Below are 25,176 nucleotides of genomic sequence, written 5' to 3'. Positions count from 1 at the left end.
CTTAGCCAAACTCGCGCAGACGGTGCATCAGCTTAATCACAGGTGATGCCTGATTGGGGTCGCGATCATTGGCTCCGGTGATCACCACTGTCGCCGTGGTACCGGCTGGGTACGGATGTTGCTGATCTTCGCTATCTAAGCGAATCTTCACTGGCACGCGCTGCGCTAAACGCACCCATTCCAGATTATTGTCGATGGTGGCGAGCCCTTTGCTATCCGCACTACTGCTGCTGTTGGTGACACCGGCCGAGATGCTATCGACTGTACCATGCAGAATGCGGTTACTGCCCAGTGGCGTGATTTCTGCCCGATCCCCCGGTTTCACCCCATCTAACTTGGTCTCTTCTAGGTAGGCCAAAATATAGAATGTATCTTTTTTCACCAGTGCAACAGCCGTTGCGCCTCGATTAATAAATTCCCCCGCATGCACATTCAGGTTAGTCACCCAACCCTGCGCTGGCGCACGTACCGTGGTGCGTTCTAGATCCAGTTTGGCTAAATCACGCACAGCAATGGCTTTTGCCAGTTGATGACGAACGGTTTGCAACACGTTACTGGATTGGTCAATCTCTTCTTGTGATAACGCCTGAACCCCTAAGCGCTGCCGACGACCAGATTCTCGCTGCTTCTCAGCAGCCAGCGTTTGGTAATAGGCGACATCCGCTTCTGCCTCAGCTAACGCTTGCTGATAGCGAGGTTGGTCAATGACAAATAATACTTGGCCTTGCTGCACCAACTGGTTGTCTTTAACCGGTACGTCGGTAATTAATCCACTGACATCGGGTGCGATCGCAACCACATCAGCGGTAAATTTTGCATCACGGGTCCACGGTGATTCGGTATAAAACGCCCAAACTTTGAAAACAGCGATAATCGCCAGTAAAACCACCAATAAGGTGATGCCGATGCGGATTATTTTTAATGAAAAAGTACTCACGGCGACCTCAGGAGAAGAAACGAGAAATTAAATATAAAAGGCAACCGTACAACGCAGTATTAAAGAGGGCTGGGTGCCAAACAAACTCATAAATACCTGTCGGTTGCAGCAAACGGCGCACAACAAAAAACAGTGCCAGCGAAAGTAGCAGCTCCAGAAATATCGGCGGAAAAGAGAGACCGAAAATAACCATCACCGGAAGTAAACTCATTCTTAAATCCTTTCTATTATAGGATGTCGGTGAACATGCCTGAGTGAATAATCGGACGTTACACGGGCACTCATCCCACCTTTTCTGCCACGGTGAAAAGCTCCAACTATCAGGCAGACTTATCGGTTAAACTTGATTGTTCGGTATAGTGGCAAGCTAGACAAGGCGAGAAAAGACTTTCGCTACGCAGCATTCAGACTTCGGACAATTCACGACACCACTATATTAGCCTGCTTATTATCAACTTATCTACAATGTGTGATCTAAATCACTTTTAAGCTAGAGTTAACAATCGAGACGAAAACAAAACTTAAATAGGGCAAACAATGGAAAGATTAAAACGAATGTCGGTGTTTGCCAAAGTGGTTGAATGCGGCTCTTTTACCGCGGCGGCCAGGCAGTTGGAGATGAGCGTGTCCTCTATCAGCCAGACGGTATCAAAGCTGGAAACTGAGCTGAATGTTAAGTTACTTAATCGTAGTACGCGGCGTATTGGGCTGACAGAAGCGGGCCGGATTTATTATCAAGGTTGCCGGCGTATGTTGCAGGAAGTGCAAGAAGTGCATGAGCAGTTATATGCCTTCAACAATACCCCCACCGGCACATTGCGCATTGGCAGCTCATCCACCATGGCACAAAATGTTCTGGCGACCATGACAGCGGAGATGCTGAAAGAGTATCCCGGCCTGTCCGTCAATTTGGTGACAGGCATTCCCGCACCGGATCTGATCACTGATGGATTGGATGTGGTGATTCGCGTCGGGGCATTGCAAGATTCGGGGCTATTTTCCCGCCGCCTCGGTTCTATGCCGATGGTTGTCTGCGCGGCCAAAAGCTACTTGTTGCAGCATGGCACGCCCGAAAAGCCCAGTGATATGACCAATTTCTCGTGGTTGGAATATAGCGTCAGGCCAGACAGTAATTTCGAGTTGATCGCACCTGAGGGCATCACGACACAAATATCCCCACAAGGCCGTTTTGTGACCAACGATTCGCAAACCATGATTTGTTGGCTGAAAGCGGGTGCAGGTATCGCTTATGCGCCGTTAATGTGGGTGATAGAAGAAATTAAGCGCGGTGAAGTGGAAGTGCTGTTCAAGAAATATCATTCAGACCCACGTCCGGTCTATGCACTTTATACCGAAAAAGACAAAATGCCGCTCAAGGTTCAAGTTTGTATCGATTATTTGACGGAATATTTTAAGGGCGTAGCGCAAATTTATCAGGGGTATCGCTGAATACTGTCACGCACTCCCGCTCCCAACGGTTGGATTCACTAAACAGCCATTATCTAGTACAGGCAACACAGGAAAATCAACAAAAAGGATATAATAATATCCATTAATATCAAAAATAGGTATTTTGGGATATTATTGTATCCTTTCGTTAAAAGAGAAAAAAATGAAAAACCTAACTTTGCTGTCTGCATTTGATGTCCAACAACAACTTGCCGATGCCGTTAGAAAAAAACGAAAGCAGCGGAAATGGTCCCGCCAAGCGCTGGCTGAACGCAGCACAGTACCCACCACAACAATCAAAAAATTTGAAACGACCAGCCAGATATCATTACGCCAATTTATCTTACTATGGCAATGTGTCGACTCGCTGGAAGGACTGGCTACACTCACCCATGCTGAAAAAAGATCACCCCGCACTATTGATGAGGTACTTAACTCATGACGCAATTTGTGCCGATTCAAAAACTGGATATTTTCCGTCGTTTAAGCAACAACAAGCGAGTTCTGGCCGGGGTTTTAGCGCAAAACTCTCAAGGCGTATATTTCCAATACGATCCTGATTATTTATTAAATTACCCGACGTTATCACCGTTCAATCTGCCCTTTGACGGCGATCTACATCAAGCTCCTCGCGAACCTCATCAGGGTTTACATGGCGTATTTGCAGATTCACTACCTGATGGCTGGGGAACATTGCTGATGAACCGAGTATTTCGTCAGCATGGAATTTTGCCGCATCAACTCACTGCAATGGACAGATTGGCCTATATCGGCAATCGAGGTATGGGGGCTTTAGAATATAGCCCTACTTCTGATTATGCGACTCAGGACAATAGCAATTGGATTGATGTGGCAATGCTGGGAGAAGAGGCACAACTGTTATATGACGGCCAAACAGAGACAGTGTTAGCACAATTAGCCAATGCCGGAAGTTCGGGCGGGGCCAGACCCAAGGCTCAAATCTACCTTCAGCGCGATAACGCTACCTTAGCGAGTACGATTGCAAAACCGGATCTGGAGCCATGGCTGGTAAAATTCACCTCCGCCTCACTGGATCTCGGTCATGAAGAGGGGCTATGCGAAGCCGCATATCTATCAATGGCTGCACAAGCAGGTATCGATGTGCCTCAATGGCAACTGATTACGCCGCCTGAAAAATCGTCTGCGATTGCTTGGCTAGCACTACGGCGTTTTGACTGCTCACCTCATCAGGGCCGCTATCACTTTCATAGTCTTGCCGGTATGCTTGATGTAGATTTCCGAACGCCTGCTGTTGATTATGAAACGATAATAAAAGCCAGCCAAATCCTGTGTAAGTCACCTGTTGCAGGCCAAAAACAGTTTACCCGCGCCATATTTAACCTATTCTCACTTAATCAGGATGATCACAGTAAAAACTGGGCATTCCTGCAACAAGATAATGGTGAATGGAAAATTGCCCCCTTTTACGATGTGACATTCAGCCCAACACCCTATGGGGAGCACAGCACCTCATTTGCTGGATACGGCAAAAACCCGCCATTGAAGGCCATCCAACAGTTGGCAGCGCAGGCAAATTTTGAGAATTATGCGCACGCGCGGGCAGCAATGGAGAAAATAGTCAGTGCTATCCATAATTGGCATGATACAGCGATGCATTTAGATATTAGAGCAGAGACACGAAAATTAATTGCAGAGCGACTAAACGATGTTTATCAGCAAAACAAACACCTGCTGTCGAAATAATCAATAAAACGGAAACTGCGCGGTTATTGCAGTTTCCGTTATCAATAAACTCGCCTTACGCAGTACCACCGACAGTCAGATTATCCAGTTTCAGCGTTGGTTGACCGACACCGACAGGTAAACTTTGGCCCTCTTTGCCGCAAACGCCGACGCCTTTATCCAGCGCTAAGTCATTGCCGACCATAGAGATCTGCTGCATCGCCTCAATACCCGAGCCAATCAACGTCGCCCCTTTCACCGCACGGGTGATTTGGCCTTTTTCGATCAAATAGGCTTCAGAGGTTGAGAACACAAATTTGCCGGAGGTGATATCCACCTGACCGCCGCCAAAGTTCGGTGCGTAAAGGCCGTACTCCACACTGGCGATGATCTCTTCAGGTGTTGATTTACCCGCCAGCATATAAGTGTTGGTCATGCGCGGCATCGGCAAATGCGCATAAGATTCACGGCGGCCATTGCCTGTTGGCGATACGCCCATCAGACGCGCATTGAGCTTATCTTGCATATAGCCTTTCAAAATGCCGTTCTCGATCAGGACATTGTACTGACCTGGCACACCTTCATCATCGATAGCCAGCGAACCACGGCGGCCTTGTAGGGTGCCATCATCGACCACCGTACACAGTTCAGAGGCGACCAACTGGCCCATCTGTCCGCTGAACACTGAACTACCACGGCGGTTGAAGTCGCCCTCCAAGCCATGCCCGACGGCTTCGTGTAGCAACACGCCCGGCCAGCCTGCGCCTAGTACCACTGGCATCGCACCCGCAGGGGCCGCGATGGCTGAAAGGTTAACCAACGCCATTCTCACGGCTTCATTGGCAAAGTTATCCGCTCGCACTTCGCCATCAACCGTTTCTAAGAAGTAGTCATAACCGAAACGGCCACCACCACCACTAGCACCACGCTCGCGTTTACCGTTGTCTTCCACCAACACACTGACGGACAAGCGCACGAGTGGGCGTACATCGGCGGCCAATGTGCCATCAGTGGCGGCAACCAGAACCTGCTCATAAACGCCGGTCAGGCTAGCGCTGACTTCCTGCACTCGCTTATCAGCGGCGCGAGCGACTTTATCGACACGATGCAACAGCGCGATTTTGTCTTCCCGCGACAAACTTTGCAGTGGGTCTAGCAACGGGTACAACGCTGAATGCGCTATTTCACCCAAAGTATGAACTTTGCCATTGCCTGACTCACGGACAATACTGCGCGCGGCATGAGCACTTTGCTGCAAGGCATTCAGGGTGATTTGGTCTGCGTAAGCAAAACCCGTTTTTTCACCGCTGACCGCTCGCACACCGACGCCCTGATCAATATTGTAAGAGCCATCTTTAATGATGCTGTCTTCCAACACCCATGCCTCGTGGTAGCTGGACTGGAAATACAAGTCAGCATAATCGAGGCGGCGTTCGGCCAATTGCCCCAACACTGAGAACAAGTCCTGATGGTTCAGCTTGTTAGCAGCGAGTAACTGCTCACTGACAAACGAGAGGCTCATAGTTTTTACTCTTTATTTAGATGATGGTTTTAATTTAGCTGAAAGCTCATGCAATGACGGCACCTGTGGCGCTAAAAAGCGATTGTGCTGCAATACCGGCATTTGGCTACGAATCGTTTTCAAACCTGTGGTTTCAATTTTGACTTTCAATGCAGCGACTGCATCTGGGTTCTGCCCGAGTATTTTACCCCAAGCATCGACTGCCATTGTATGGCCCCATGTCCGGCGAGTCGCACCGTGCCGCCCGACTTGCGCAGCGGCCAAGATTACGCATTGGTTCTCAATCGCCCGCGCACGCAGCAATATTTCCCAGTGGGCTTCACCGGTCATTTTAGTAAAAGCGGCTGGCACGGTAATAATCTCGGCACCTTGCGCCCGTAAGGCTTGGAATAAGCCAGGGAAACGTAAGTCATAACAAATGGTCATGCCTAGGCGGCCTACGGGGGTATCGACCACGGTGACTTCTTGTCCTGCTTGATAGGTATCCGACTCACGATAACGGCCATGAATATCGTTAATATCTACATCAAACATATGAATTTTGTCGTAGCGTGCTTTTAACTCACCTTGGTCATCAAACAACAAGCTGCTGGTCGTAATAAGGTCCGGCGACTCACGGCTTATCATCGGCATTGAACCGACTTGAATCCAAACGCCATAACGGCGAGCCATCTCGCGGATCTCTTGCTGTAACGGCCCGTCATTGTGGCGCTCTGCATGATGGCGATATGAGGCCGAATTGGCGAACAATAATGCATTTTCCGGCGTCAGAACCAGCTTAATACCAGAATTTAACTGTTTGATCTGCTGCTCAATTTGAGCCAGATTGTCACGGGTATTTTCACCGCTGCATAACTGCAATAATGCAACATTGGCATTTTTCATGGCGCCTTACTCTCCTTTAGCTGGCGTAATACTTCATGGATGTTCGGCTGATCCAAACTACCGGTGATTTGGTAACGAATCAGCGAAACCTTACTCCAAAGTGGCCCTAAAATTTTCGAGGCAGCAAATACTGCCGCACCGACTACTGGGTTGATCGCAAAGGCGGTCGCAACACCGACGGTGGCCGAAATCTCGGGAGTGATCACCGCCTCCATGGCTATTTTCCGTTTAGCCAAATCCACATTGCCACTCATGGCAATATCGGCGGCTAAGCCATCAACCACTAAATCATTGGTATGCATGACGCCATTTTTGATATTGGCCGTGCCGCGAATCGAATCAAAGGCGAAGTCACGACTAAACGTATCACTAAAATCGAGCTGGAGCTTACGTAATAGTGCGTCGAAGCTGACCAGCCGCAGGAGTTGCCCCGCACGCCCGCCACCAAGATCTGTCAACACCCCTCGACCCAATCTACTCTTAATCGTCCCGTTCAGGGTATTAATCTGCGGTTGCCAGGGTACGCCACGCCAGTTTACGTCGGCACTGATATCAAATGAGGCATCTCTTATTGGCGTTGTCAGGCCAAAGAACGAGAGGGTTTCATCGATTTTAGCCCCTGTCAGCGCGACATTTAATGAGGTCTTGTCACCCGCAGCGTCTTGTTGCCATTGCCCACTTATTTTCGCTCGCCCGTTGCCCGCTTCAATCAGGCCATTCGTCAGCGCCAAAATGTCATCTTTCGGCGTCAGATCGGCATTAATTCGCCCAATGTTCTGCCCAAGAATCCAGCACGCTTTACAGCGTAGTTGCAGTGCTGGCCAATGGCGGAATGAAATTTTGTCAGTGCTTGCTGGCGCCGCCGCTTGCGCAAACGGGTCTTTCGCCTCGTTGGCTGCCCATTGCGGATTGTAATAAAGGTAATCAACGTCCGCATGCCAAGGACCACGGTCGTCCATCATCAAGCTCCCCCTAACTTCCTCGCCATTTGCGGTCACTTTAGTGCCTGCTAGCAGCGGCTCGACCAGCAACGTCAGTTGATGCCAGGCCTGCCCTCCTACCAATAGTTGCGGCGTCTCTAAGGTCAACCGTTGCGGGAAGATGACACTAGAATCGCTACCTTTTATTTTAGGCGGTGCCGACGAGGTAAAAGGCGCACTTCCCGTGGACAACTCAGGTGCCATCAAGGCTAGCCAGCGCTCACCGTCCAGTGGCGGTAATTTCAGTACCAGGCCTTTCTCCTCCGGCAACGGTGGGACTTTTTTGCTGTCTGTTTTTGGGCTATCTGTCTTTTGGCTACTGTTTTGCCAAATCGCACTCGCCAATTCGACTTGATCTTTTTGCAGTAACCACTGGCTATTAAAGTGGTTGTTGCCGCCCGCACTACCTGACAGCATAAATGAATCTAATCCGCCAATAGCTTGCACATGAATAGGCAATGCCTTACCACTGGTTTTATCCAGCGGTGACGGTAAGTGACTGCTCACTTTCTTTAGGTCAGCCGTTACATCGACTTTGTAGTCTGGCTTGCCTTTTTTGGGTAATTGCACGACAACTTTGCCTTCCCAATTCGCACTGCCATTGAGTAATTTAGCCACGTTGTCTGGCACACCCGGCAATTTAGCCGGTAGCCAATCGCCGTGCAGTCCAACATTCACTAAAAAGTTTTTTGGCTGCTCTTCCGTCGTAAAATCAACGGTTAACGGCTGACCAAACCAGTTAGCGGATAAGGCATCGCTATCGAGATTGCCATCATTGAAGCGGAATTTACCACTGATATTCTCCAGTTGGCTTTTCAGTGGTTTCACCAGCAAGCTGTTATTATTCAGCGTCACTTCGCCATTAGCATGGGTGATGCGGTCTTCTTGCAGTGGAATATCTAGGTGTAAGCGCCCACTAACTTTACCACCTACCTGCAACTCATCTAAGGTTTCAGCCACCGAATCATTCAAGGGTGTTTGGGTAAAGTAGTCATGAACATCGCGACCTTCGCCCACTACCTCAGCATCGACATACAGCTTTTCTTTCAGGTAATCAGGAATGATGGCACTGATATTGCGACCCGTGACATTACCCAACATCGCATGAGGGGCATCCATCCACAAACCTTCATTGAGGAAATTCAGATCGATGGCTAAATTCTCTAACGCAGGCCAATCCGGTTGGAACTGGAAAGTCGCGTCACGTAGCGGGACATAAACTTGGAACTGGCCTTCTTTATGTTTATAAGGAAAATCATGAGGGTTGCCATTATAGACCAGCGTAGCATTATCGACTTGCCCACCTTGTAACGCCTCAGTCAAATATTCCACCAGCTTCTTGCCCATAAGGGGTTCAGGGAAGTAACGCCAAGCATCGGTGGCGTCATACAGACGGATACCCGTTAGAATGCTAAGCCAAGGCTGCCCTTTGTCCGGCTGCTGATAGCGGAAACTGCCGTTACCCCACAGTGATTTGGCCCTGACATCCAGTTGGTCACTCCACAGCTCCCATCCTTTATCATCGACTTGCCAGTTCAATGCGCCACTGGCCTGACTCACTTCTAGTGGTGCGCGGAACATATCGCCATAGGGTAAGGTGCTGTCATTAAGGCTGACATTCATCTGCCCTTGCTTGGCTGAACCGGCCAATGTACCACTGAAATTATTCACGCCCGGCAGCACCTCCCAGTGCTGCCAGCTCATATCGTGCCATTTAGCCTGAAAACGCGTTTTTTCTGGCTGGCTAATCGGGATGTCCAGAGCCAGCGCATCGACGATGCCTTGTGGACGTAAATCCGTCCATCGATTCATTAATTCAGGCGTAAACAGTGACAACGTGGGTAAGAGTGGCCCCACACGTTCCAACTGGATATTAGTGGCACGAATACGTAATTCTTGGGTTTGGTCTGGTCCAATGAATTGAGTGTTCTCAGGGAGCCACAGCGCAGAAAGGTGGCCTTTCGGCCAAGGTAGCCCATCGGTTTTAAGACTCAGTTGGGGCGCATCAATTTGCCAACCATTACCCTGACGACGGCCTTCGAGCACAAAATTATCGACGGCAAGTTGATGGGTTTTGTCATTGACCGTCCAATCCGCGTGCCCTTCACTGAGCAAAACATTACCGCTGTAGACTTCGCCACTTTTGATACTCAGCCAAGCGGCCAGACTGAACTCAGCGCTATTCAAGCCCGTATTGTTATGCAACCAGCGGCTGATCCACGGCTTAACATCAATATTATCGGCCTGCATATAAACGGTGCCTGTATCTAAAATACCCTGATTATCATGCAGGTCGATACGAACCATCACGGCGCCATGCTGACCATTAATGGTCGAAAGGCTAATTTGCCCTTCCGCACGGTGTCGATTGAAAGAATTCAGCCAAGTCAGTTGTGGGATTTCTAGTTCGGCGCGTGGGCCAGAGGGTGTCAGAAATGAGATGCGGCTATTACGCAAGTCAAAATGGTCCAACTGGCGCAGGAAGATATCGGTAATCTGGCTGGCTTCAAGATTGCGGCTGTTACTTTGCTGCCGATCCAGTGTGGTGTTCAAGTCCAACTGCAACTGATAGAACGTCATATCGCGGAACTGCCAGCGCCAATGGAGCAACGATTGCCACACATCAAGCGCAAGCGTCACCCGTTGCACCTGCCAATCGGCAGACGGTAATTTAGCGCGAATATCGCGTAATTCCAGCGTCGGACCAAAAGTTTCCCACGTCCCCTGCATGAACCCCACTTCCAGTGGGATCCCGCTGATGGACTGGACTTTGGCCACGATTTGCGGACGATAATCGTTGATGAGAGGCAGCATCATCCGTAGCCCACTGACCAACAGCGCCACCACAACAATTATTGTGGCGCCTGTCGCTAACAAAATCCTGGGCAGTCGCCTCACACATCTCTCCTTACCATCGGCTGCAAAGGTTACAGCAGATCTTAATAGCTCCCATCCCATGTCGGCTGGGAGATTTTACATCATCACCACGTCAAACTGCTCTTGGTTATACAGTGGTTCAATCTGAACTTTGACCTGCTTGCCGACAAAGATTTCGACCTCAGCCAGCGCATGGGATTCCTCACCTTTCAGCGCTTCCCCTACAGCAGGAGAAGCATAGACCAAGAAGCGATCAGAATCATAAGCATGGTGAACACGGACGATTTCACGCAGAATTTCGTAGCACACCGTTTCTACCGACTTAACTGTGCCACGCCCACGGCAGTTAGGGCATTCATTGCACAGTACGTGCTCAATGCTCTCCCGCGTACGCTTACGTGTCATTTCGACTAAGCCTAGCTGAGAGAAACCATTAATACTGGTTTTTACTCGATCTTTACTCAGCGCTTGTTCCAGCGAGTGCAATACACGCCGGCGATGTTCTTCATTAACCATATCAATGAAATCAATAATGATAATCCCCCCCAGATTACGCATCCGCAGTTGGCGCGCGATAGCCTGAGTGGCTTCAATATTGGTATTGAAAATAGTTTCGTCGAGATTGCGGTGACCGACAAACGCACCGGTGTTGATATCCACGGTGGTCATGGCTTCGGTCTGGTCAATAATCAGGTAACCACCTGATTTTAATTCAACTTTACGCTCTAGTGATCGCTGAATTTCGTTTTCGACATCATAGAGGTCAAAAATCGGTTGCTTACCGGCGTACAATTCCAGCTTTTCGGTCATTTCCGGAATATATTCGCTGGTAAATTCCACCAGAAAATCATAGGTCAGTTTAGAGTCAACGCGGATTTTATCCAGCGCTGCACCAGCAAAATCACGCAGTACGCGCTGCGCCAGTGCCATTTCGCCATACAGTTTATATTTAGTGATATTGCGCTTTTTACGCTCTTGGACTTTCGTCCACAGGCGTTTGAGGAAAGCAGCATCCGCGGAAAGTTCTTCGTCGCCGATGCCTTCAGCGGCGGTACGAATAATAAAGCCACCTTGTTCGTCGCAATAGGCAGCCACGATTTTCTTCAACCGTTCACGTTCGACTTCACTTTCAATGCGCTGGGAAACGCCAACATGCGCAGCCCCTGGCATCAACACCAAATAACGTGATGGCAGAGTGATATCCGTGGTTAAACGTGCGCCTTTGGTGCCAAGAGGGTCTTTCACCACCTGCACCATTAAATCTTGGCCCTGACGAACCAGTTCAGCGATATCGCGGACATTGAAGTTTTTTTGCTCATCCCCAGCCACGCATTCGGTGTGGGGCATGATATCGGAAGCATGCAGGAAGGCGGCCTTTTCGAGACCGATATCAACAAAGGCCGCTTGCATGCCCGGTAATACTCGGCTCACTCGACCTTTATAAATATTGCCAACGATCCCTCGTTTAGCTTCACGCTCAATATGTATTTCTTGCAGGATGCCACCATCAATATAGGCAACCCGCGTTTCAGACGGGGTAATATTGACCAGTAATTCAGCTGTCATGTATTCCTCTCACATTACGTAGCGCAATGAAATGACTCAGTAGTTCATGGGTTTCTACCAGCGGCAGGCCGACAACAGCATGATAACTGCCCGTTATGGACCTGACGAAGCAACCACCTTTCCCCTGAATACCGTAAGCGCCCGCTTTGTCCATGGGTTCACCGGTAGCAATATACTTACTGATTTCCAACGGAGATAACACACGGAATGTCACATCTGTCACGACCATGACAGATAACACATCTTGCCGGTCAGCCAGCGATACCGCCGTGATCACCTGATGTTGTTGCCCAGATAATGCACTCAATATTTGCTGGGCATGCTCTGCATCCCGAGGTTTCTCTAAAACTTGCCCATTGAGCACCACAATGGTATCAGCCCCTAATACTGGCAGATCCTGCGGCGCGACCATCACCCCTGCTCGTGCTTTATCTTGCGCGAGTCGCAAAACGTACTCTTGCGCGCTTTCTTCTTGTTGACGTTGCTCTTCAACCTCTGTTTTCAGTACCTCAAACGGGACATCTAGCAGGGCTAATAATTCACGGCGACGCGGAGAACCAGATGCAAGATACAGGGCGGTCATGAGTCTTAGATCCTTATTGCACCGCAAATTGGCGGCGAATTTTACGCATTAATAGAAACAGCCAAGGCCAAAGAATGCCGTTAACGACACTACTCCAGAAGACTTCAGGGCGGAATGAGACATTAATGACTAAAAACTCAGACCAAAACACCACAACATCCATGGTGAGCGAAAGCAGCATCACGATAAGTGCTTGCTGCCACAACGCCATATTGCGAAATAGCTGGAATTTAAACGCGACCAAATAAGCAATGATACTCAGTGCCAGCGCTCGCACTCCGAGTGTTGAACCCAGAATCAGGTCCATAATCAGCCCAAGAATAAAACCGGTGCCAACGTTGACTCGATGCGGCAGGGCCATCACCCAATAAATTAAAACTAACGCGACCCAAGAAGGCCGGAACATGTAGATTTGCTCAGGCCACGGCATAATTTGCAGCACCATGGCAATCAGGAAAGATAACCAGATGACCCAACGTCCATTGCTGCTGTAACGGTTCATGGTGAGACTCCTGGCGCAGTGATTGCGTTTGGCGCAGTCGTCGGTGCTGCAGCAGAAGGTGCCCCAGTCGTAGGCGGTGCTGGCGGCCCCATTTCATCTGCAGCAGGCAACACTTGCGACATCATCGGAGCCAGACGTTCATTTGCCACGCGGCGGACTTCGTTTGGCGGCAAGGGTATATCGCCATTACGATCAGCGCCCCACAGCAACAGCAGGTAACGTAAGCGTTGTAGGTCAGCGGTCGGACGCGCTTGAATCACAGTATAAGCCCGCTGATTATCCACTTTGACCGAAGACACCACCGCAACAGGGTAGCCTTCAGGGAAGCGGCCACCGAGGCCTGACGTGACTAACACATCACCGACGCGAATATCTGTATTGCTTGGCAGGTGTTCCAATAATAAGTCATCAGTGCAACCACTCCCTGCGGCAATCACTCGAATATCATTGCGAAGCACCTGTATCGGTAGAGCATGAGAGGCATCGCAAATCAATAATACGCGGCTGGTTAATTTACTCACCGCAACGACTTGGCCTACGACACCCCGATCACTGATAACCGGCTGGCCTTCGTAAACGCCATTATTAGAACCTTTATCGATAACAACTTGATCGCTGTAGGGATCGGTCCCGCTGGACATCACCTGCGTGACCATTTTTTGTTCGTCTTGACGCAGCGGAGAACCCAGCAATTCACGTAAGCGGTTATTTTCCTGCTTAAATTGCCCGAGTAGCTGTAGGTCAGTATTTTTTAATAACAACTCTTGGCGCAATGCACGATTTTCCAGCTCAAGCTGTTCACGAGTCGCCAGCGTTTCAGAAACATTGTCGAGAACTTTTCGTGGCCCGTTGGCCAGAAAATAGAAAGGGCTAACTGCAGTGTCCATATAGGTGCGCACTTTTACAAACGTACCTAATCGGCTATCAGCGATAACCAAAATAATGGCTGCAAGAACGGCAAAGAACAACCGCAGTTGCAGGGATGGACCCCGGCTAAAAATCGGCTTCATAAATTATGCGTATTCCTCGACGACATGAGGAAGAAGCGCCAAACCTAAACCTATCCCCTTTCCTTGGATATCAGTTCATTCGATCTGGCGTTCTCCTTCTGGCTGACTATTCTTCGCTGAACAAATCGCCGCCATGCATGTCGATCATTTCCAACGCTTTACCACCACCGCGAGCAACGCAGGTCAATGGATCTTCTGCCACCACCACTGGGATACCGGTTTCTTCCATCAGCAGGCGATCCAGATTACGCAGCAAAGCACCGCCGCCGGTCAACACCATACCGCGCTCTGAGATATCAGAGGCCAGTTCTGGCGGACATTGTTCCAGCGCAACCATGACCGCGCTAACAATGCCGGTCAACGGCTCTTGCAGTGCTTCGAGGATCTCATTGGAGTTCAGGGTAAAGCCACGAGGTACACCTTCAGCAAGGTTACGGCCACGAACTTCAATTTCCAGGACTTCATCACCTGGATAAGCAGAACCGATGCTGTGTTTGATACGTTCGGCAGTGGCTTCACCAATTAATGAGCCATAGTTACGGCGCACATAATTAATGATGGCTTCATCAAAGCGGTCACCACCGATACGAACTGAAGAGGAGTAAACCACGCCGTTCAGAGAGATAACGGCCACTTCTGTGGTCCCGCCACCGATATCCACCACCATTGAACCGGTCGCTTCAGAAACAGGCAAACCTGCACCAATCGCCGCGGCCATCGGTTCTTCAATCAGGAACACTTCACGAGCGCCAGCGCCCTGAGCAGATTCACGGATAGCACGGCGCTCAACCTGAGTGGCCCCAACAGGGACGCACACCAATACGCGCGGACTCGGGCGCATAAAGCTGTTGCTATGAACTTGCTTAATAAAGTGTTGCAGCATCTTTTCGGTGACAAAGAAGTCGGCGATAACGCCATCTTTCATTGGACGAATAGCAGCGATATTACCGGGGGTGCGTCCTAGCATCTGTTTGGCTTCATGACCCACAGCCGCGACGCTTTTCGGTGAACCGGCACGATCCTGGCGAATAGCAACCACTGAAGGTTCATTCAGTACAATGCCTTGTCCTTTAACATAAATAAGGGTATTGGCGGTACCCAAGTCGATGGACAAGTCGTTGGAAAACATGCCACGAAATTTCTTAAACATAACGAAAGGATAATCCTGCAAGCTGGGGGCGGAAAATAAAATCCGCCTACTTTACCAACCACACGAACCAGCGACAAGGCGCAAAAACGTCCCGATTCGGTGAAAAAGTAGCTGCGTTAATGGCATATCGTTCCACTCAGAACCCATATCGTTTGAAAAGGTTGAATAAAACCTTGGCACAACACGGATTCTGCGCAACGACCGGCGTAACACAGCACATATAATCTAACATTTAACCTGATACTCGCTGGAAGTAAGCACCCACCAACGATTTACGGAAATGGCCGACACATTCTACGTTAATTTTTGCTCAACGATCAGGCTAAACACGGCCTAATACGAATATTTTTTCTTTTCGGGATTTAAAGGCGCTGGTGAAGCAAAAAAATTGCCCTGTCCACCGTAAATACCTTTCTCTTTCAGTGTTTGCCATTCTTCGCGGGTAAGCACTTCAGCGGCAAAAACTTTTGTATGCGTTCCTGCGCAGGCACCGGTCAAACTTTCAACAAACAACTGATTCTCATAACGTAAATTAATGTTTCTGACTAATCCAGGATGAAGCTTGATCATCTTGATCCGCAGCGACTTGATGTAAGACGTGCTGACAACGGTTAATCCAGCCTGCGATACCATGACTTTGCAGCCTAGCCCGAGCAATAAACGAATCATCGGACGGATTTGGTCGATATGTTGACACACATCTGCCTCTGCAAGTTCAAAGATAATTCGCGTTCTATCCGATTTTTTACATTGCAACAGCGTATCCCGCAGCCAACGCTGGAAAGGACGCTGCAATAATGAATCAACGCAGATAGAAAATGCCAGAGTTTCGTCCGGCCATAAAGATAATAAAGGAATTATCCGATCAATTTTTTGACGGTCATAGCGCTCAGCTAAACCAAACAGTTGTACTAAGGGCATAAATTCAGCCGCCAGTAACTCTTGCTTGCCATCAAATATGCGGCTAATTACTTCACGATGATGAAGATTGCCGTCCACGGTAATCACTGGCCGCTGATAGAGCCTTGGGCCACCGTTTGCCAGCGTTTGCTCTAATAAAGTGCGCCATTTGACACTACCACGCCCTTTTTCTGCCACGTTAGTGTCAAAGACATACCAACCGTTTCCGCCACTCATCGCTGCATTTCTGGTTGCTTGCGCGGCGTTATCCATAATTTGCTCAACGGTCTCGCCACTGCGATACGCCACAATCCCAATATGCAGCAATGATTCACGGTCAATAACATGAGGCTTGGGTAATGTCCCAACAGCATGGAGCAATTGTGCCGCCATCACATCGGCATATTTTAGGGTTTTATGCGGCAGTAAAATGGCGACCTCATTTTGATGATAACGGGCCAATAGCGCGGTGGGATGGCGGGTCATAAAGGTCGAAAACAGATTGATCAGTGAATGCATTAACTCTTGTACCAACTGATGGTCACCGGTTTCATTCAAACGGTCAAAATCAGGGAGCTGTATCATCATCACAACCCCGTGCGCACCTGATTCTTCTAAGTGCGTTGTTAATTGGTTATCAAAGAACTGCCGATTGCTGAAACCGGTTTTAGCATCCTGCGCCGCAAAAGTACGAATCAAGATATCGACCCGATTACGCTCAGCTCTTACCTCGGCCAATTCCGCCAATAAATGGTCCATCGCACGACTGGCACAAGGTGGCCATTCATGGCCTTCGCTGCGAATGGCATTTTCACGTTCGCCGCTCAAAATGCGCTTTGCCCGTCGTTCTAGTTTCTCTTGACCGGCAGTTTGTTCACGCAACCAACGGAAACTCAACAATAATGTCAGTGCAATCACCATCGCTGCCAGTGATAAAATTGCCATCGCATAGAGAGAGCGGGTATAGCTATTTAAGGGATCAACATAGGTAAAATGCATTGACGCCCCCGGTTGATGCAGCATAGGGACGACCAATGTACGGTGCTGGCTCTTATGATTCCAAGGTGTATAGACGGCAGGCAGTTTAAGACTGTACAACGTGCTGGTTTCATTACGAATACTGACTTCTACGACATCGATCGTGCGCATCAAGATGGGTAGCCATTCACGTTCTTTGTCTGGCGGATATTGCAATAGTGACTGATCATAGGCCGTCGCAATGCTCTGGAGACGGTGCTCCAACTTTTTCTGACACAGATAGAAGAAGCTTGCAGTGCTACCCAACAGCACTAAACACATTGCCAAGACGACCAGCAGGGTCATAAATGCAGAAAGTTTGGTTGTAAATCTCATCCCTTAGCCTTGCGAAGCGCACTTGAAGTAAAAACGCAGTTCCTTTGACGAAAATACTATATGACAAAAACAGCACGTAACACCGGTTTTTTACTTCACAATGCGACAATAGCCCAATAACTTGGTCCTTTTCCCTGAAATTCAGGGATTCTTCTTTCAAGAATAGCCTTAGTCAAAATCAATGGCGTCATTTTTGTCCTTGATCAGACTCGTTAGTTGATGTTGCCGTTATATTGGCTCACTCTTAACTCATCTTTTTCTGTTTTCTGGAGTGCGACATGCGAGCGCTTGTTCTTGATCAAATTGATGGCCGTACCACCGCAGAAGTGCGTGAAATATCCCCTTCACAGTTGCCTGCCGGTAATGTCACGGTCGATGTCAATTGGTCCAGCCTGAATTATAAAGATGCCTTGGCCATTACAGGCAAAGGGAAAATCATTCGTGAGTTCCCCATGGTGCCCGGTATTGATTTCGCTGGCACAGTTCACAGCAGCGAAGACCCTCGTTTTCATGTCGGCCAATCGGTATTGCTGACGGGCTGGGGCGTGGGCGAAAACCATTGGGGTGGTTTGGCTGAACAAGCGCGAGTCAATGGCGATTGGCTGGTCCCCATGCCTGAAGGGCTGGAACCACGTAAAGCCATGATTATCGGTACTGCTGGCTTTACAGCCATGTTATGTGTCATGGCGTTGGAAGAAGGTGGTGTCACTCCTGAACGCGGTGAAATCGTGGTGTCAGGGGCAAGTGGTGGCGTCGGCAGCACGGCGATAGCCTTGCTTGCTGCGCTGGGCTATCAAATCGCCGCGATTTCTGGCCGCGATAGTAACAGCGAATATCTGAAAAACTTGGGCGCACATCGGGTGCTATCACGCAATGACTACCTCGATGCGTCACGTCCACTGGAAAAACAGTTGTGGGCAGGGGCCATTGATACCGTCGGTGATAAATTACTCGCGAAGATACTGGCACAGATGAATTACAACAGTACCGTTGCGGCCTGTGGGTTGGCAGGCGGTTACACTCTACCGACGACCGTGATGCCATTTATTCTGCGAAATGTACGCTTGCAAGGGGTGGACTCGGTGATGACACCACAATCACGCCGTCAACAAGCTTGGCAGCGGCTGCTGAAAATCTTACCTGAAAGCTTCTATCAGCAAGCGTCACAGTCCATCACACTGGCGGATGCTCCGGCCATCGCGGCACGTTTACTGGAAAATGAAGTGACTGGCCGAACGTTAGTTAAAGTACGCTAATTAATATTTTAGGCTGACGACGACGCACACCACTCAGTACCTCGCGTTGTCGTGTCAATTCTGCTGGGGGTTAAGCCCCCAGTATTTCCTTACTATTGTAATTATTTTCAAATTTCTCCTCACTCCCTCGCACTTATGTTCATAAGCCGCCATGATTAATATCACTATGGTCAATATGATGCTTCTGTTTGATGGAGTAATGCTATGCGCAACGTTTCACCTCATCTCAAAAATACTGTTCTCCAAGCCAATAATACAAAGCGCACACTAACGGAAGCGGACGTCACGCCCGAGAGTATCTTTTACCAACGCCGTAAGGTATTGCAGGCGCTAGGCATTACGGCTGCCGCCTTAGCATTACCCGCCTCAGCACAAGCTGATTTGTTGGCTTGGTTTAAAGGTAATGACCGCCCCAAACCCCCTCCAGGCAAACCTTTGACGTTTACCCAATCCGCCGCGTATCACCCTGATTTGGCGATGACACCAGAAGATAAAGTGACTGGATACAATAATTTCTATGAATTTGGTCTCGATAAAGCCGATCCTGCTGCCAATGCAGGAACGCTGAAAACAGAGGGCTGGCAAATCAAAATTGACGGTGAAGTGGCAAAGCCTATGACACTGGATATGGATGATTTGATGAAGCGCTTCCCGCTAGAAGAACGTATCTATCGCATGCGGTGCGTAGAAGCTTGGTCAATGGTGGTACCGTGGATTGGATTTGAATTGGGGAAACTGTTAAAGCTGGTTGAACCGACCAGTAATGCACGTTATGTCGCGTTCCAGACACTCTATGCACCGGATCAAATGCCTGGGCAGGAAGACCGTTTTATTGGCGGTGGCCTGAAATACCCCTATGTCGAGGGGCTGCGGCTGGATGAGGCGATGCACCCATTGGCCTTTATGACGTTGGGTGTCTATGGTAAGACTTTACCCCCGCAAAATGGCGCGCCAGTCCGGCTTATCACACCGTGGAAATATGGTTTTAAAGGGATAAAATCCATTGTGCAAATTCGCCTGACTAGTGAAATGCCACCGACAACATGGAATCTGAGCGCCCCCAATGAATATGGGTTTTATGCCAATGTGAACCCCAATGTTGACCATCCTCGCTGGTCACAAGCCACCGAGCGTTTTATTGGTTCTGGCGGCATATTGGATGTGCAGCGCCAGCCGACACTTCTATTTAATGGCTACGCTGATCAAGTCGCTTCACTCTACCGAGGGCTAGATCTGAGGAAAAACTTCTAATGCGGCTGAGTTTACAACACATTAAGTGGCTAAAGGTGGCGATCTGGCTGGCCGCAGCCCTGCCTTTTCTGTGGCTGGTTTTATCGGTGGATCAAGGCTGGTTCAGTGCTGACCCGGCCAAAGATATTCAACATTTTACTGGGCGGATGACCCTTAAATTATTATTGGCAACATTGGTGGTGACGCCACTAGCACGCTACGGCAAACAACCGCTGTTGATCCGCTGTCGTCGCCTACTGGGCCTATGGTGCTTTACTTGGGGAACACTGCATTTGGTGAGCTATTCCGTACTGGAACTGGGGCTCAGCAATATTAGTCTGCTGGGCCGTGAACTGGTGACTCGCCCCTATCTGACACTGGGTATTATCAGTTGGCTATTACTCTTATCGCTGGCGGCCACCTCCACCTTGTGGGCGCAACGAAAAATGGGACCTAACTGGCAAAAGTTGCATAATTTGGTGTATGTTGTCGCCATTCTTGCGCCAATTCATTATCTTTGGTCGGTCAAAACGTTGTCACCCCTCCCTATTCTTTACGCGGTGGTCGCGGCAATATTACTGGCGCTGCGTTATAAAAAGTTTCGCCAATGGTACCGCTAAAATTGGAGACAAATTGGCGAGTGAATGCACAGTTCAGATTTTTTTCTATTGAATATCTTCGCTGATAAGACCAGTATTTAGCTGCTAATTGCTACGATATCATTATAATGCCCGACCTTAGTACCGATCACAGCGTCAAAATTATCGTAAAAAGGTGACAAATCGGTGACATCAGGTTATTTTTTACGATGATGTACTCATTCTTTACGATGAAGTACTAATTGCCGGAGATACCAGCATAATGTCGGATAAGTTTCACATTTTGCTTCTGAATGGCCCTAACTTGAATCTACTTGGAACGCGCGAACCGGAAAAGTACGGATCGACCACGTTGGGCGAGATTGTTAGCCAGTTAGAGACTCAAGCTCAGAAAATGGATGTTGAACTTTCCCATGTGCAGTCAAATGCAGAACATGTGCTGATCGAGAGCATTCACCAAGCACAGGGTAATATCGATTTTATCCTGTTCAACCCGGCAGCGTTTACGCACACCAGCGTAGCACTGCGCGATGCACTACTTAGCGTAGCGATCCCGTTTATCGAGATTCACTTGTCTAACGTGCACGCCAGAGAGCCTTTCCGTCATCATTCATATCTTTCAGATATCGCGGTTGGCGTAATCTGCGGACTTGGTGCCGATGGCTATAACTTTGCTTTACAGGCAGCGGTAAATCGCTTGTCAAAGTCCCACTAATTGCCACACAAAAAGAGTACGGAATCACACTCATGGATATTCGTAAGATTAAGAAACTGATCGAACTGGTTGAAGAGTCCGGTATTTCAGAGCTGGAAATCTCAGAAGGCGAAGAGTCAGTACGTATCAGTCGTGCTACCGCCGCACCAAACTACCCAATGATGCAACAGCCCTACGCATTTGCTGCTCCACAGCAACCTGCTCTGGCTGCTGCTGTTGCGCCAGCACCTGCTGCTGAAGCTGCTGCACCAACGGCTATTAGTGGTCATATCGTGCGCTCACCAATGGTCGGTACTTTCTACCGTACCCCGAGCCCAGATGCTAAAGCCTTCATTGAAGTAGGTCAGAAAGTTTCTGCTGGTGACACTCTTTGCATCGTTGAAGCGATGAAAATGATGAACCAAATCGAAGCAGATAAATCCGGTACTGTAAAAGCCATCCTGGTTGAAAACGGTCAACCGGTTGAATTCGACGAGCCTCTTGTCGTCATCGAGTAACGAGGCGTTCCATGCTTGATAAAATCGTAATCGCTAACCGTGGTGAGATTGCGCTGCGTATCCTGCGAGCTTGTAAAGAGCTGGGGATCAAAACTGTTGCAGTTCACTCTGTCGCGGACCGTGATCTAAAACATGTGTTATTGGCTGACGAGACTGTCTGTATTGGTCCCGCGCCTTCTGTTAAAAGCTATCTGAACATCCCAGCCATTATTTCTGCTGCGGAGATCACCGGCGCGGTGGCTATTCACCCCGGCTATGGTTTCCTGTCTGAAAATGCTGATTTTGCCGAACAGGTAGAACGTTCAGGTTTCATCTTTATCGGGCCTCGTGCCGAAACTATTCGCCTGATGGGTGATAAAGTTTCCGCGATCAATGCGATGAAGAAAGCGGGTGTCCCTTGCGTACCCGGTTCTGACGGCCCATTGACCGACGACACAACCCAAAACAAAGCCTTTGCTAAGCGTATCGGTTATCCGGTCATTATCAAGGCATCTGGTGGTGGTGGTGGTCGTGGTATGCGTGTTGTTCGCCACGATAAAGATCTCGAGCAATCCATTAACATGACCCGTGCGGAAGCCAAAGCGGCTTTCAATAACGACATGGTTTACATGGAGAAATACCTTGAGAACCCACGCCATATCGAAATTCAGGTTTTGGCTGATGGTCAAGGTAACGCCATCTATCTGGCTGAGCGTGACTGTTCTATGCAGCGCCGTCACCAGAAAGTGGTCGAAGAAGCACCAGCACCAGGTATCACTAGCGAGATGCGCCGTCATATCGGTGAACGCTGTGCAAAAGCCTGCGTGGAAATCGGCTATCGTGGTGCGGGGACGTTTGAGTTCCTGTATGAAAACGGCGAGTTCTATTTCATCGAAATGAACACCCGTATTCAGGTTGAACACCCGGTTACCGAAATGATCACCGGTGTCGATTTGATCAAAGAACAGCTACGTATTGCTGCAGGCCAACCTCTCTCCATCAAACAAGATGAAGTGAAAGTGAAAGGCCATGCTGTCGAATGCCGCATTAACGCCGAAGATCCAAATACTTTCCTGCCAAGTCCGGGTAAAATTACCCGTTTCCATGCGCCAGGCGGTTTTGGTGTGCGTTGGGAGTCTCATATTTACGCCGGTTATACCGTGCCGCCATATTATGACTCCATGATCGGCAAGCTGATCACTTACGGTGAAAACCGTGATGTGGCGATTGCTCGCATGAAAAATGCGCTGGCAGAACTCATCATCGATGGCATCAAAACCAACGTTGAGTTGCAGCAACGCATTATGAATGACGAAAACTTCCAGCACGGTGGCACCAATATCCACTATCTGGAGAAGAAGCTCGGGTTGCAAGAAACCTGATTTTCATCCAAAAAAATTTCGTCTTTTATATCAGGGCCGGTTAATCATCGGCCTTTTTCTTTTTGCACTTTCACGGCTTCGTTTTATATCTGGTCCGTACTAAATTGTTGGCACAACGCCCCTGCAGTATATGAATGAAATCCGATGACTTAATTCGGATGGCAAATCTGCGGAGGGTGGGTGATCGCATCCCGATGAGCTGACTCAAGTCAGTGATTCGGGTGTGTGAGCGCAGCTAACAACGCTGTAGCGCCAAATACACAAAATTTACCCAAAGTAGTTGGTGTTACAGCTAGGCAGCAAGCGAGCACATCCCGATGAGTTGACTCAAGTCAGTGATTCGGGTGTGTGAGCGCAGCTAACAACGCTGTAGCGCCAAATACACAGGGTATTGGAGACAAACATGGACACAAGATTCACACAAGCAAACAAAGAAGCACGCTGGGCCTTTGGCCTAACCGTCGCTTACCTGCTTGGTTGGATAATTACGGCTTACTTACCGGGCAATATCCCTGGAATGACGGGTTTGCCGGCTTGGTTTGAAGCGGCGTGTATTGCATTACCGCTGCTGTTTATTGGGTTGTGTTGGTTAATGGTACGCATGATATTCCGCGATATTTCGCTGGAGGATGATAATGCAAACTGATGTCATCCTGCCGCTAGTCGGCTACTTGGCGATGGTCTTCGGCTTATCGATTTATGCTTATACCCGCCGCCAAACCGGGAATTTTCTCAACGAATACTTCATCGGCAACCGCTCGATGGGGGGATTCGTGCTGGCCATGACCCTAACGGCCACCTATATCAGTGCCAGCTCATTCATTGGTGGGCCGGGCGCTGCCTACAAATATGGTCTCGGTTGGGTCTTACTGGCAATGATCCAACTCCCTGCCGTGTGGCTGTCGTTGGGGGTATTAGGGAAGAAATTTGCCATTTTGGCGCGCCGTTATAATGCCGTCACCCTCAACGATATGCTGTTTGCCCGTTACCAAAGTCGTCTGCTGGTATGGCTGGCTAGTCTCAGCCTGCTCGTTGCGTTTATCGGGGCCATGACGGTGCAATTTATTGGTGGTGCACGTTTGCTGGAAACCGCGGCTGGCATTCCCTACGATGCTGGTTTGCTGATTTTCGGTATCAGTATTGCGCTGTATACCTCTTTTGGCGGTTTCCGCGCCAGTGTACTGAACGACGCCCTGCAAGGGATGGTGATGTTGATTGGCACCATTCTGCTGTTGGTCGCGGTGGTTCATGCCGCAGGTGGATTGCATAAAGCCGTCGACACGCTGCAACATATCGATCCGGCACTGGTTTCTCCGCAAGGCGGCGATAAGATCCTCGACCTGCCCTTTATGGCCTCATTCTGGATCTTAGTCTGTTTCGGGGTCATTGGTTTACCTCATACCGCTGTCCGATGCATTTCGTATCGTGATAGCAAAGCCGTGCATCGCGGCATTATCCTCGGCACCATTGTGGTGGCAGTCTTGATGTTCGGGATGCATCTGGCGGGTGCGCTTGGCCGGGCAATCCTGCCGGATCTCAAGATCCCAGACCAAGTGATCCCAACATTGATGATCACGGTACTACCGCCTTTTGCCGCGGGGATCTTTTTGGCGGCACCGATGGCGGCAATAATGTCGACGATCAATGCCCAGTTGCTACAATCCTCAGCCACCATCGTGAAGGATTTGTACCTCAATTTACGGCCGGAAGAGCTGAAGAATGAGCGTAAACTGACACGAATTTCCAGTATGTCGACACTGATCCTCGGGCTATTACTGCTGCTTGCCGCTTGGCGTCCACCAGAGATGATTATCTGGCTAAACCTACTGGCCTTTGGTGGCTTGGAGGCGGTATTCCTCTGGCCATTGGTATTAGGGTTGTACTGGGAGCGCGCCAATGCTCACGGCGCCCTTAGCTCAATGATTGTTGGTGCGGTATGCTATACCCTATTGGCCAGCTTCGACATTAAAATAGCCGGCCTGCACCCGATAGTGCCTTCGCTAGTGCTCAATTTGCTGGCGTTTTACATCGGTAATCAGTTTGGCGATCGCGCGCGAGCACGCCAACCCGTCATCGCCAGCACTGAATAAATCGCGAGTG

The 25,176-nt window shown here is 49.3% G+C and carries 22 protein-coding genes; 11 read left to right on the top strand and 11 right to left on the bottom strand.

The window, feature by feature from the left end; translation table 11 throughout:
• Position 1: 1 nt before the first annotated feature.
• Together aaeA and aaeX are read right to left on the bottom strand one after the other, a co-directional pair.
• Positions 2 to 937, bottom strand: a complete 936-nt coding sequence (gene aaeA, locus BN68_RS17095) for a p-hydroxybenzoic acid efflux pump subunit AaeA (protein WP_019212390.1) — start codon at positions 935 to 937, stop codon at positions 2 to 4.
• Between the two features lie 7 nt (positions 938 to 944).
• The gene (gene aaeX / locus BN68_RS17090; RefSeq protein WP_019212389.1) at positions 945 to 1,148 is read right to left on the bottom strand and encodes a p-hydroxybenzoic acid efflux pump operon protein AaeX; all 204 of its coding nucleotides are present in this window, start codon (positions 1,146 to 1,148) and stop codon (positions 945 to 947) included.
• Positions 1,149 to 1,474: 326 nt separating this feature from the next.
• Between aaeX and aaeR the strand changes: the two genes are divergently transcribed.
• From aaeR to BN68_RS17075, 3 genes are all read left to right on the top strand, one after another.
• Positions 1,475 to 2,386, top strand: a complete 912-nt coding sequence (gene aaeR, locus BN68_RS17085; protein ID WP_019212388.1) for an HTH-type transcriptional activator AaeR — start codon at positions 1,475 to 1,477, stop codon at positions 2,384 to 2,386.
• Between the two features lie 163 nt (positions 2,387 to 2,549).
• Positions 2,550 to 2,828: a helix-turn-helix domain-containing protein gene (locus BN68_RS17080; protein WP_019212387.1), complete on the top strand. Its 279-nt coding sequence runs from the start codon at positions 2,550 to 2,552 to the stop codon at positions 2,826 to 2,828.
• Positions 2,825 to 4,111, top strand: coding sequence for a type II toxin-antitoxin system HipA family toxin (locus BN68_RS17075; RefSeq protein WP_019212386.1), 1,287 nt, complete (start codon positions 2,825 to 2,827; stop codon positions 4,109 to 4,111). The genes BN68_RS17080 and BN68_RS17075 overlap by 4 nt, the downstream gene beginning before the upstream one ends.
• Before the next feature lie 55 nt (positions 4,112 to 4,166).
• Here the strand turns inward: BN68_RS17075 and tldD are convergent, their stop codons facing one another.
• The 9 genes from tldD to csrD form a co-directional block, all read right to left on the bottom strand.
• Complete coding sequence (gene tldD / locus BN68_RS17070) at positions 4,167 to 5,612, bottom strand: metalloprotease TldD (RefSeq protein ID WP_019212385.1); 1,446 nt, start codon at positions 5,610 to 5,612, stop codon at positions 4,167 to 4,169.
• Between the two features lie 12 nt (positions 5,613 to 5,624).
• The gene (nit1, locus tag BN68_RS17065; RefSeq protein WP_019212384.1) at positions 5,625 to 6,497 is read right to left on the bottom strand and encodes a deaminated glutathione amidase; all 873 of its coding nucleotides are present in this window, start codon (positions 6,495 to 6,497) and stop codon (positions 5,625 to 5,627) included.
• Positions 6,494 to 10,375: an AsmA2 domain-containing protein YhdP gene (gene yhdP / locus BN68_RS17060; protein ID WP_042806920.1), complete on the bottom strand. Its 3,882-nt coding sequence runs from the start codon at positions 10,373 to 10,375 to the stop codon at positions 6,494 to 6,496. Before yhdP ends, nit1 begins: the two co-directional genes overlap by 4 nt.
• A gap of 75 nt (positions 10,376 to 10,450) precedes the next feature.
• Positions 10,451 to 11,920: a ribonuclease G gene (gene rng / locus BN68_RS17055; protein WP_019212382.1), complete on the bottom strand. Its 1,470-nt coding sequence runs from the start codon at positions 11,918 to 11,920 to the stop codon at positions 10,451 to 10,453.
• Complete coding sequence (locus tag BN68_RS17050) at positions 11,910 to 12,503, bottom strand: Maf family protein (RefSeq protein WP_019212381.1); 594 nt, start codon at positions 12,501 to 12,503, stop codon at positions 11,910 to 11,912. Before BN68_RS17050 ends, rng begins: the two co-directional genes overlap by 11 nt.
• Before the next feature lie 13 nt (positions 12,504 to 12,516).
• The gene (gene mreD, locus BN68_RS17045) at positions 12,517 to 13,005 is read right to left on the bottom strand and encodes a rod shape-determining protein MreD (protein ID WP_019212380.1); all 489 of its coding nucleotides are present in this window, start codon (positions 13,003 to 13,005) and stop codon (positions 12,517 to 12,519) included.
• Positions 13,002 to 14,015, bottom strand: a complete 1,014-nt coding sequence (gene mreC / locus BN68_RS17040) for a rod shape-determining protein MreC (RefSeq protein ID WP_019212379.1) — start codon at positions 14,013 to 14,015, stop codon at positions 13,002 to 13,004. Before mreC ends, mreD begins: the two co-directional genes overlap by 4 nt.
• A 106-nt stretch (positions 14,016 to 14,121) precedes the next feature.
• Positions 14,122 to 15,165: a rod shape-determining protein MreB gene (mreB, locus tag BN68_RS17035; protein ID WP_004875762.1), complete on the bottom strand. Its 1,044-nt coding sequence runs from the start codon at positions 15,163 to 15,165 to the stop codon at positions 14,122 to 14,124.
• Between the two features lie 333 nt (positions 15,166 to 15,498).
• A complete protein-coding gene (gene csrD, locus BN68_RS17030; protein ID WP_019212378.1) occupies positions 15,499 to 17,418 on the bottom strand; it encodes an RNase E specificity factor CsrD in 1,920 nt (639 codons plus the stop codon).
• A gap of 278 nt (positions 17,419 to 17,696) precedes the next feature.
• Between csrD and acuI the strand changes: the two genes are divergently transcribed.
• The 8 genes from acuI to panF all read left to right on the top strand — a co-directional run bounded on the left by acuI (position 17,697) and on the right by panF (position 25,166).
• Positions 17,697 to 18,674: an acrylyl-CoA reductase (NADPH) gene (gene acuI, locus BN68_RS17025; protein ID WP_019212377.1), complete on the top strand. Its 978-nt coding sequence runs from the start codon at positions 17,697 to 17,699 to the stop codon at positions 18,672 to 18,674.
• A gap of 204 nt (positions 18,675 to 18,878) precedes the next feature.
• Complete coding sequence (gene msrP / locus BN68_RS17020) at positions 18,879 to 19,925, top strand: protein-methionine-sulfoxide reductase catalytic subunit MsrP (RefSeq protein ID WP_019212376.1); 1,047 nt, start codon at positions 18,879 to 18,881, stop codon at positions 19,923 to 19,925.
• A complete protein-coding gene (gene msrQ / locus BN68_RS17015; protein ID WP_019212375.1) occupies positions 19,925 to 20,524 on the top strand; it encodes a protein-methionine-sulfoxide reductase heme-binding subunit MsrQ in 600 nt (199 codons plus the stop codon). The genes msrP and msrQ overlap by 1 nt, the downstream gene beginning before the upstream one ends.
• 241 nt (positions 20,525 to 20,765) lie before the next feature.
• A complete protein-coding gene (aroQ, locus tag BN68_RS17010; RefSeq protein ID WP_019212374.1) occupies positions 20,766 to 21,218 on the top strand; it encodes a type II 3-dehydroquinate dehydratase in 453 nt (150 codons plus the stop codon).
• Positions 21,219 to 21,250: 32 nt separating this feature from the next.
• Positions 21,251 to 21,715 (top strand): acetyl-CoA carboxylase biotin carboxyl carrier protein, encoded by a 465-nt coding sequence (accB, locus tag BN68_RS17005; RefSeq protein WP_019212373.1) that lies wholly within the window; start codon positions 21,251 to 21,253, stop codon positions 21,713 to 21,715.
• Positions 21,716 to 21,726: 11 nt separating this feature from the next.
• A complete protein-coding gene (accC, locus tag BN68_RS17000; RefSeq protein ID WP_019212372.1) occupies positions 21,727 to 23,076 on the top strand; it encodes an acetyl-CoA carboxylase biotin carboxylase subunit in 1,350 nt (449 codons plus the stop codon).
• Positions 23,077 to 23,479: 403 nt separating this feature from the next.
• Positions 23,480 to 23,722 carry a YhdT family protein gene (locus BN68_RS16995; protein WP_019212371.1) on the top strand — a complete coding sequence of 81 codons (243 nt, stop codon included), beginning with the start codon at positions 23,480 to 23,482 and terminating at the stop codon, positions 23,720 to 23,722.
• Positions 23,712 to 25,166 (top strand): sodium/pantothenate symporter, encoded by a 1,455-nt coding sequence (gene panF / locus BN68_RS16990; RefSeq protein WP_019212370.1) that lies wholly within the window; start codon positions 23,712 to 23,714, stop codon positions 25,164 to 25,166. Before BN68_RS16995 ends, panF begins: the two co-directional genes overlap by 11 nt.
• Positions 25,167 to 25,176: the final 10 nt, after the last annotated feature.

This window comes from Yersinia massiliensis CCUG 53443, assembly GCF_000312485.1.
Lineage (GTDB): Bacteria > Pseudomonadota > Gammaproteobacteria > Enterobacterales > Enterobacteriaceae > Yersinia > Yersinia massiliensis.
This window is presented reverse-complemented; position numbering and strand designations above follow the sequence as displayed.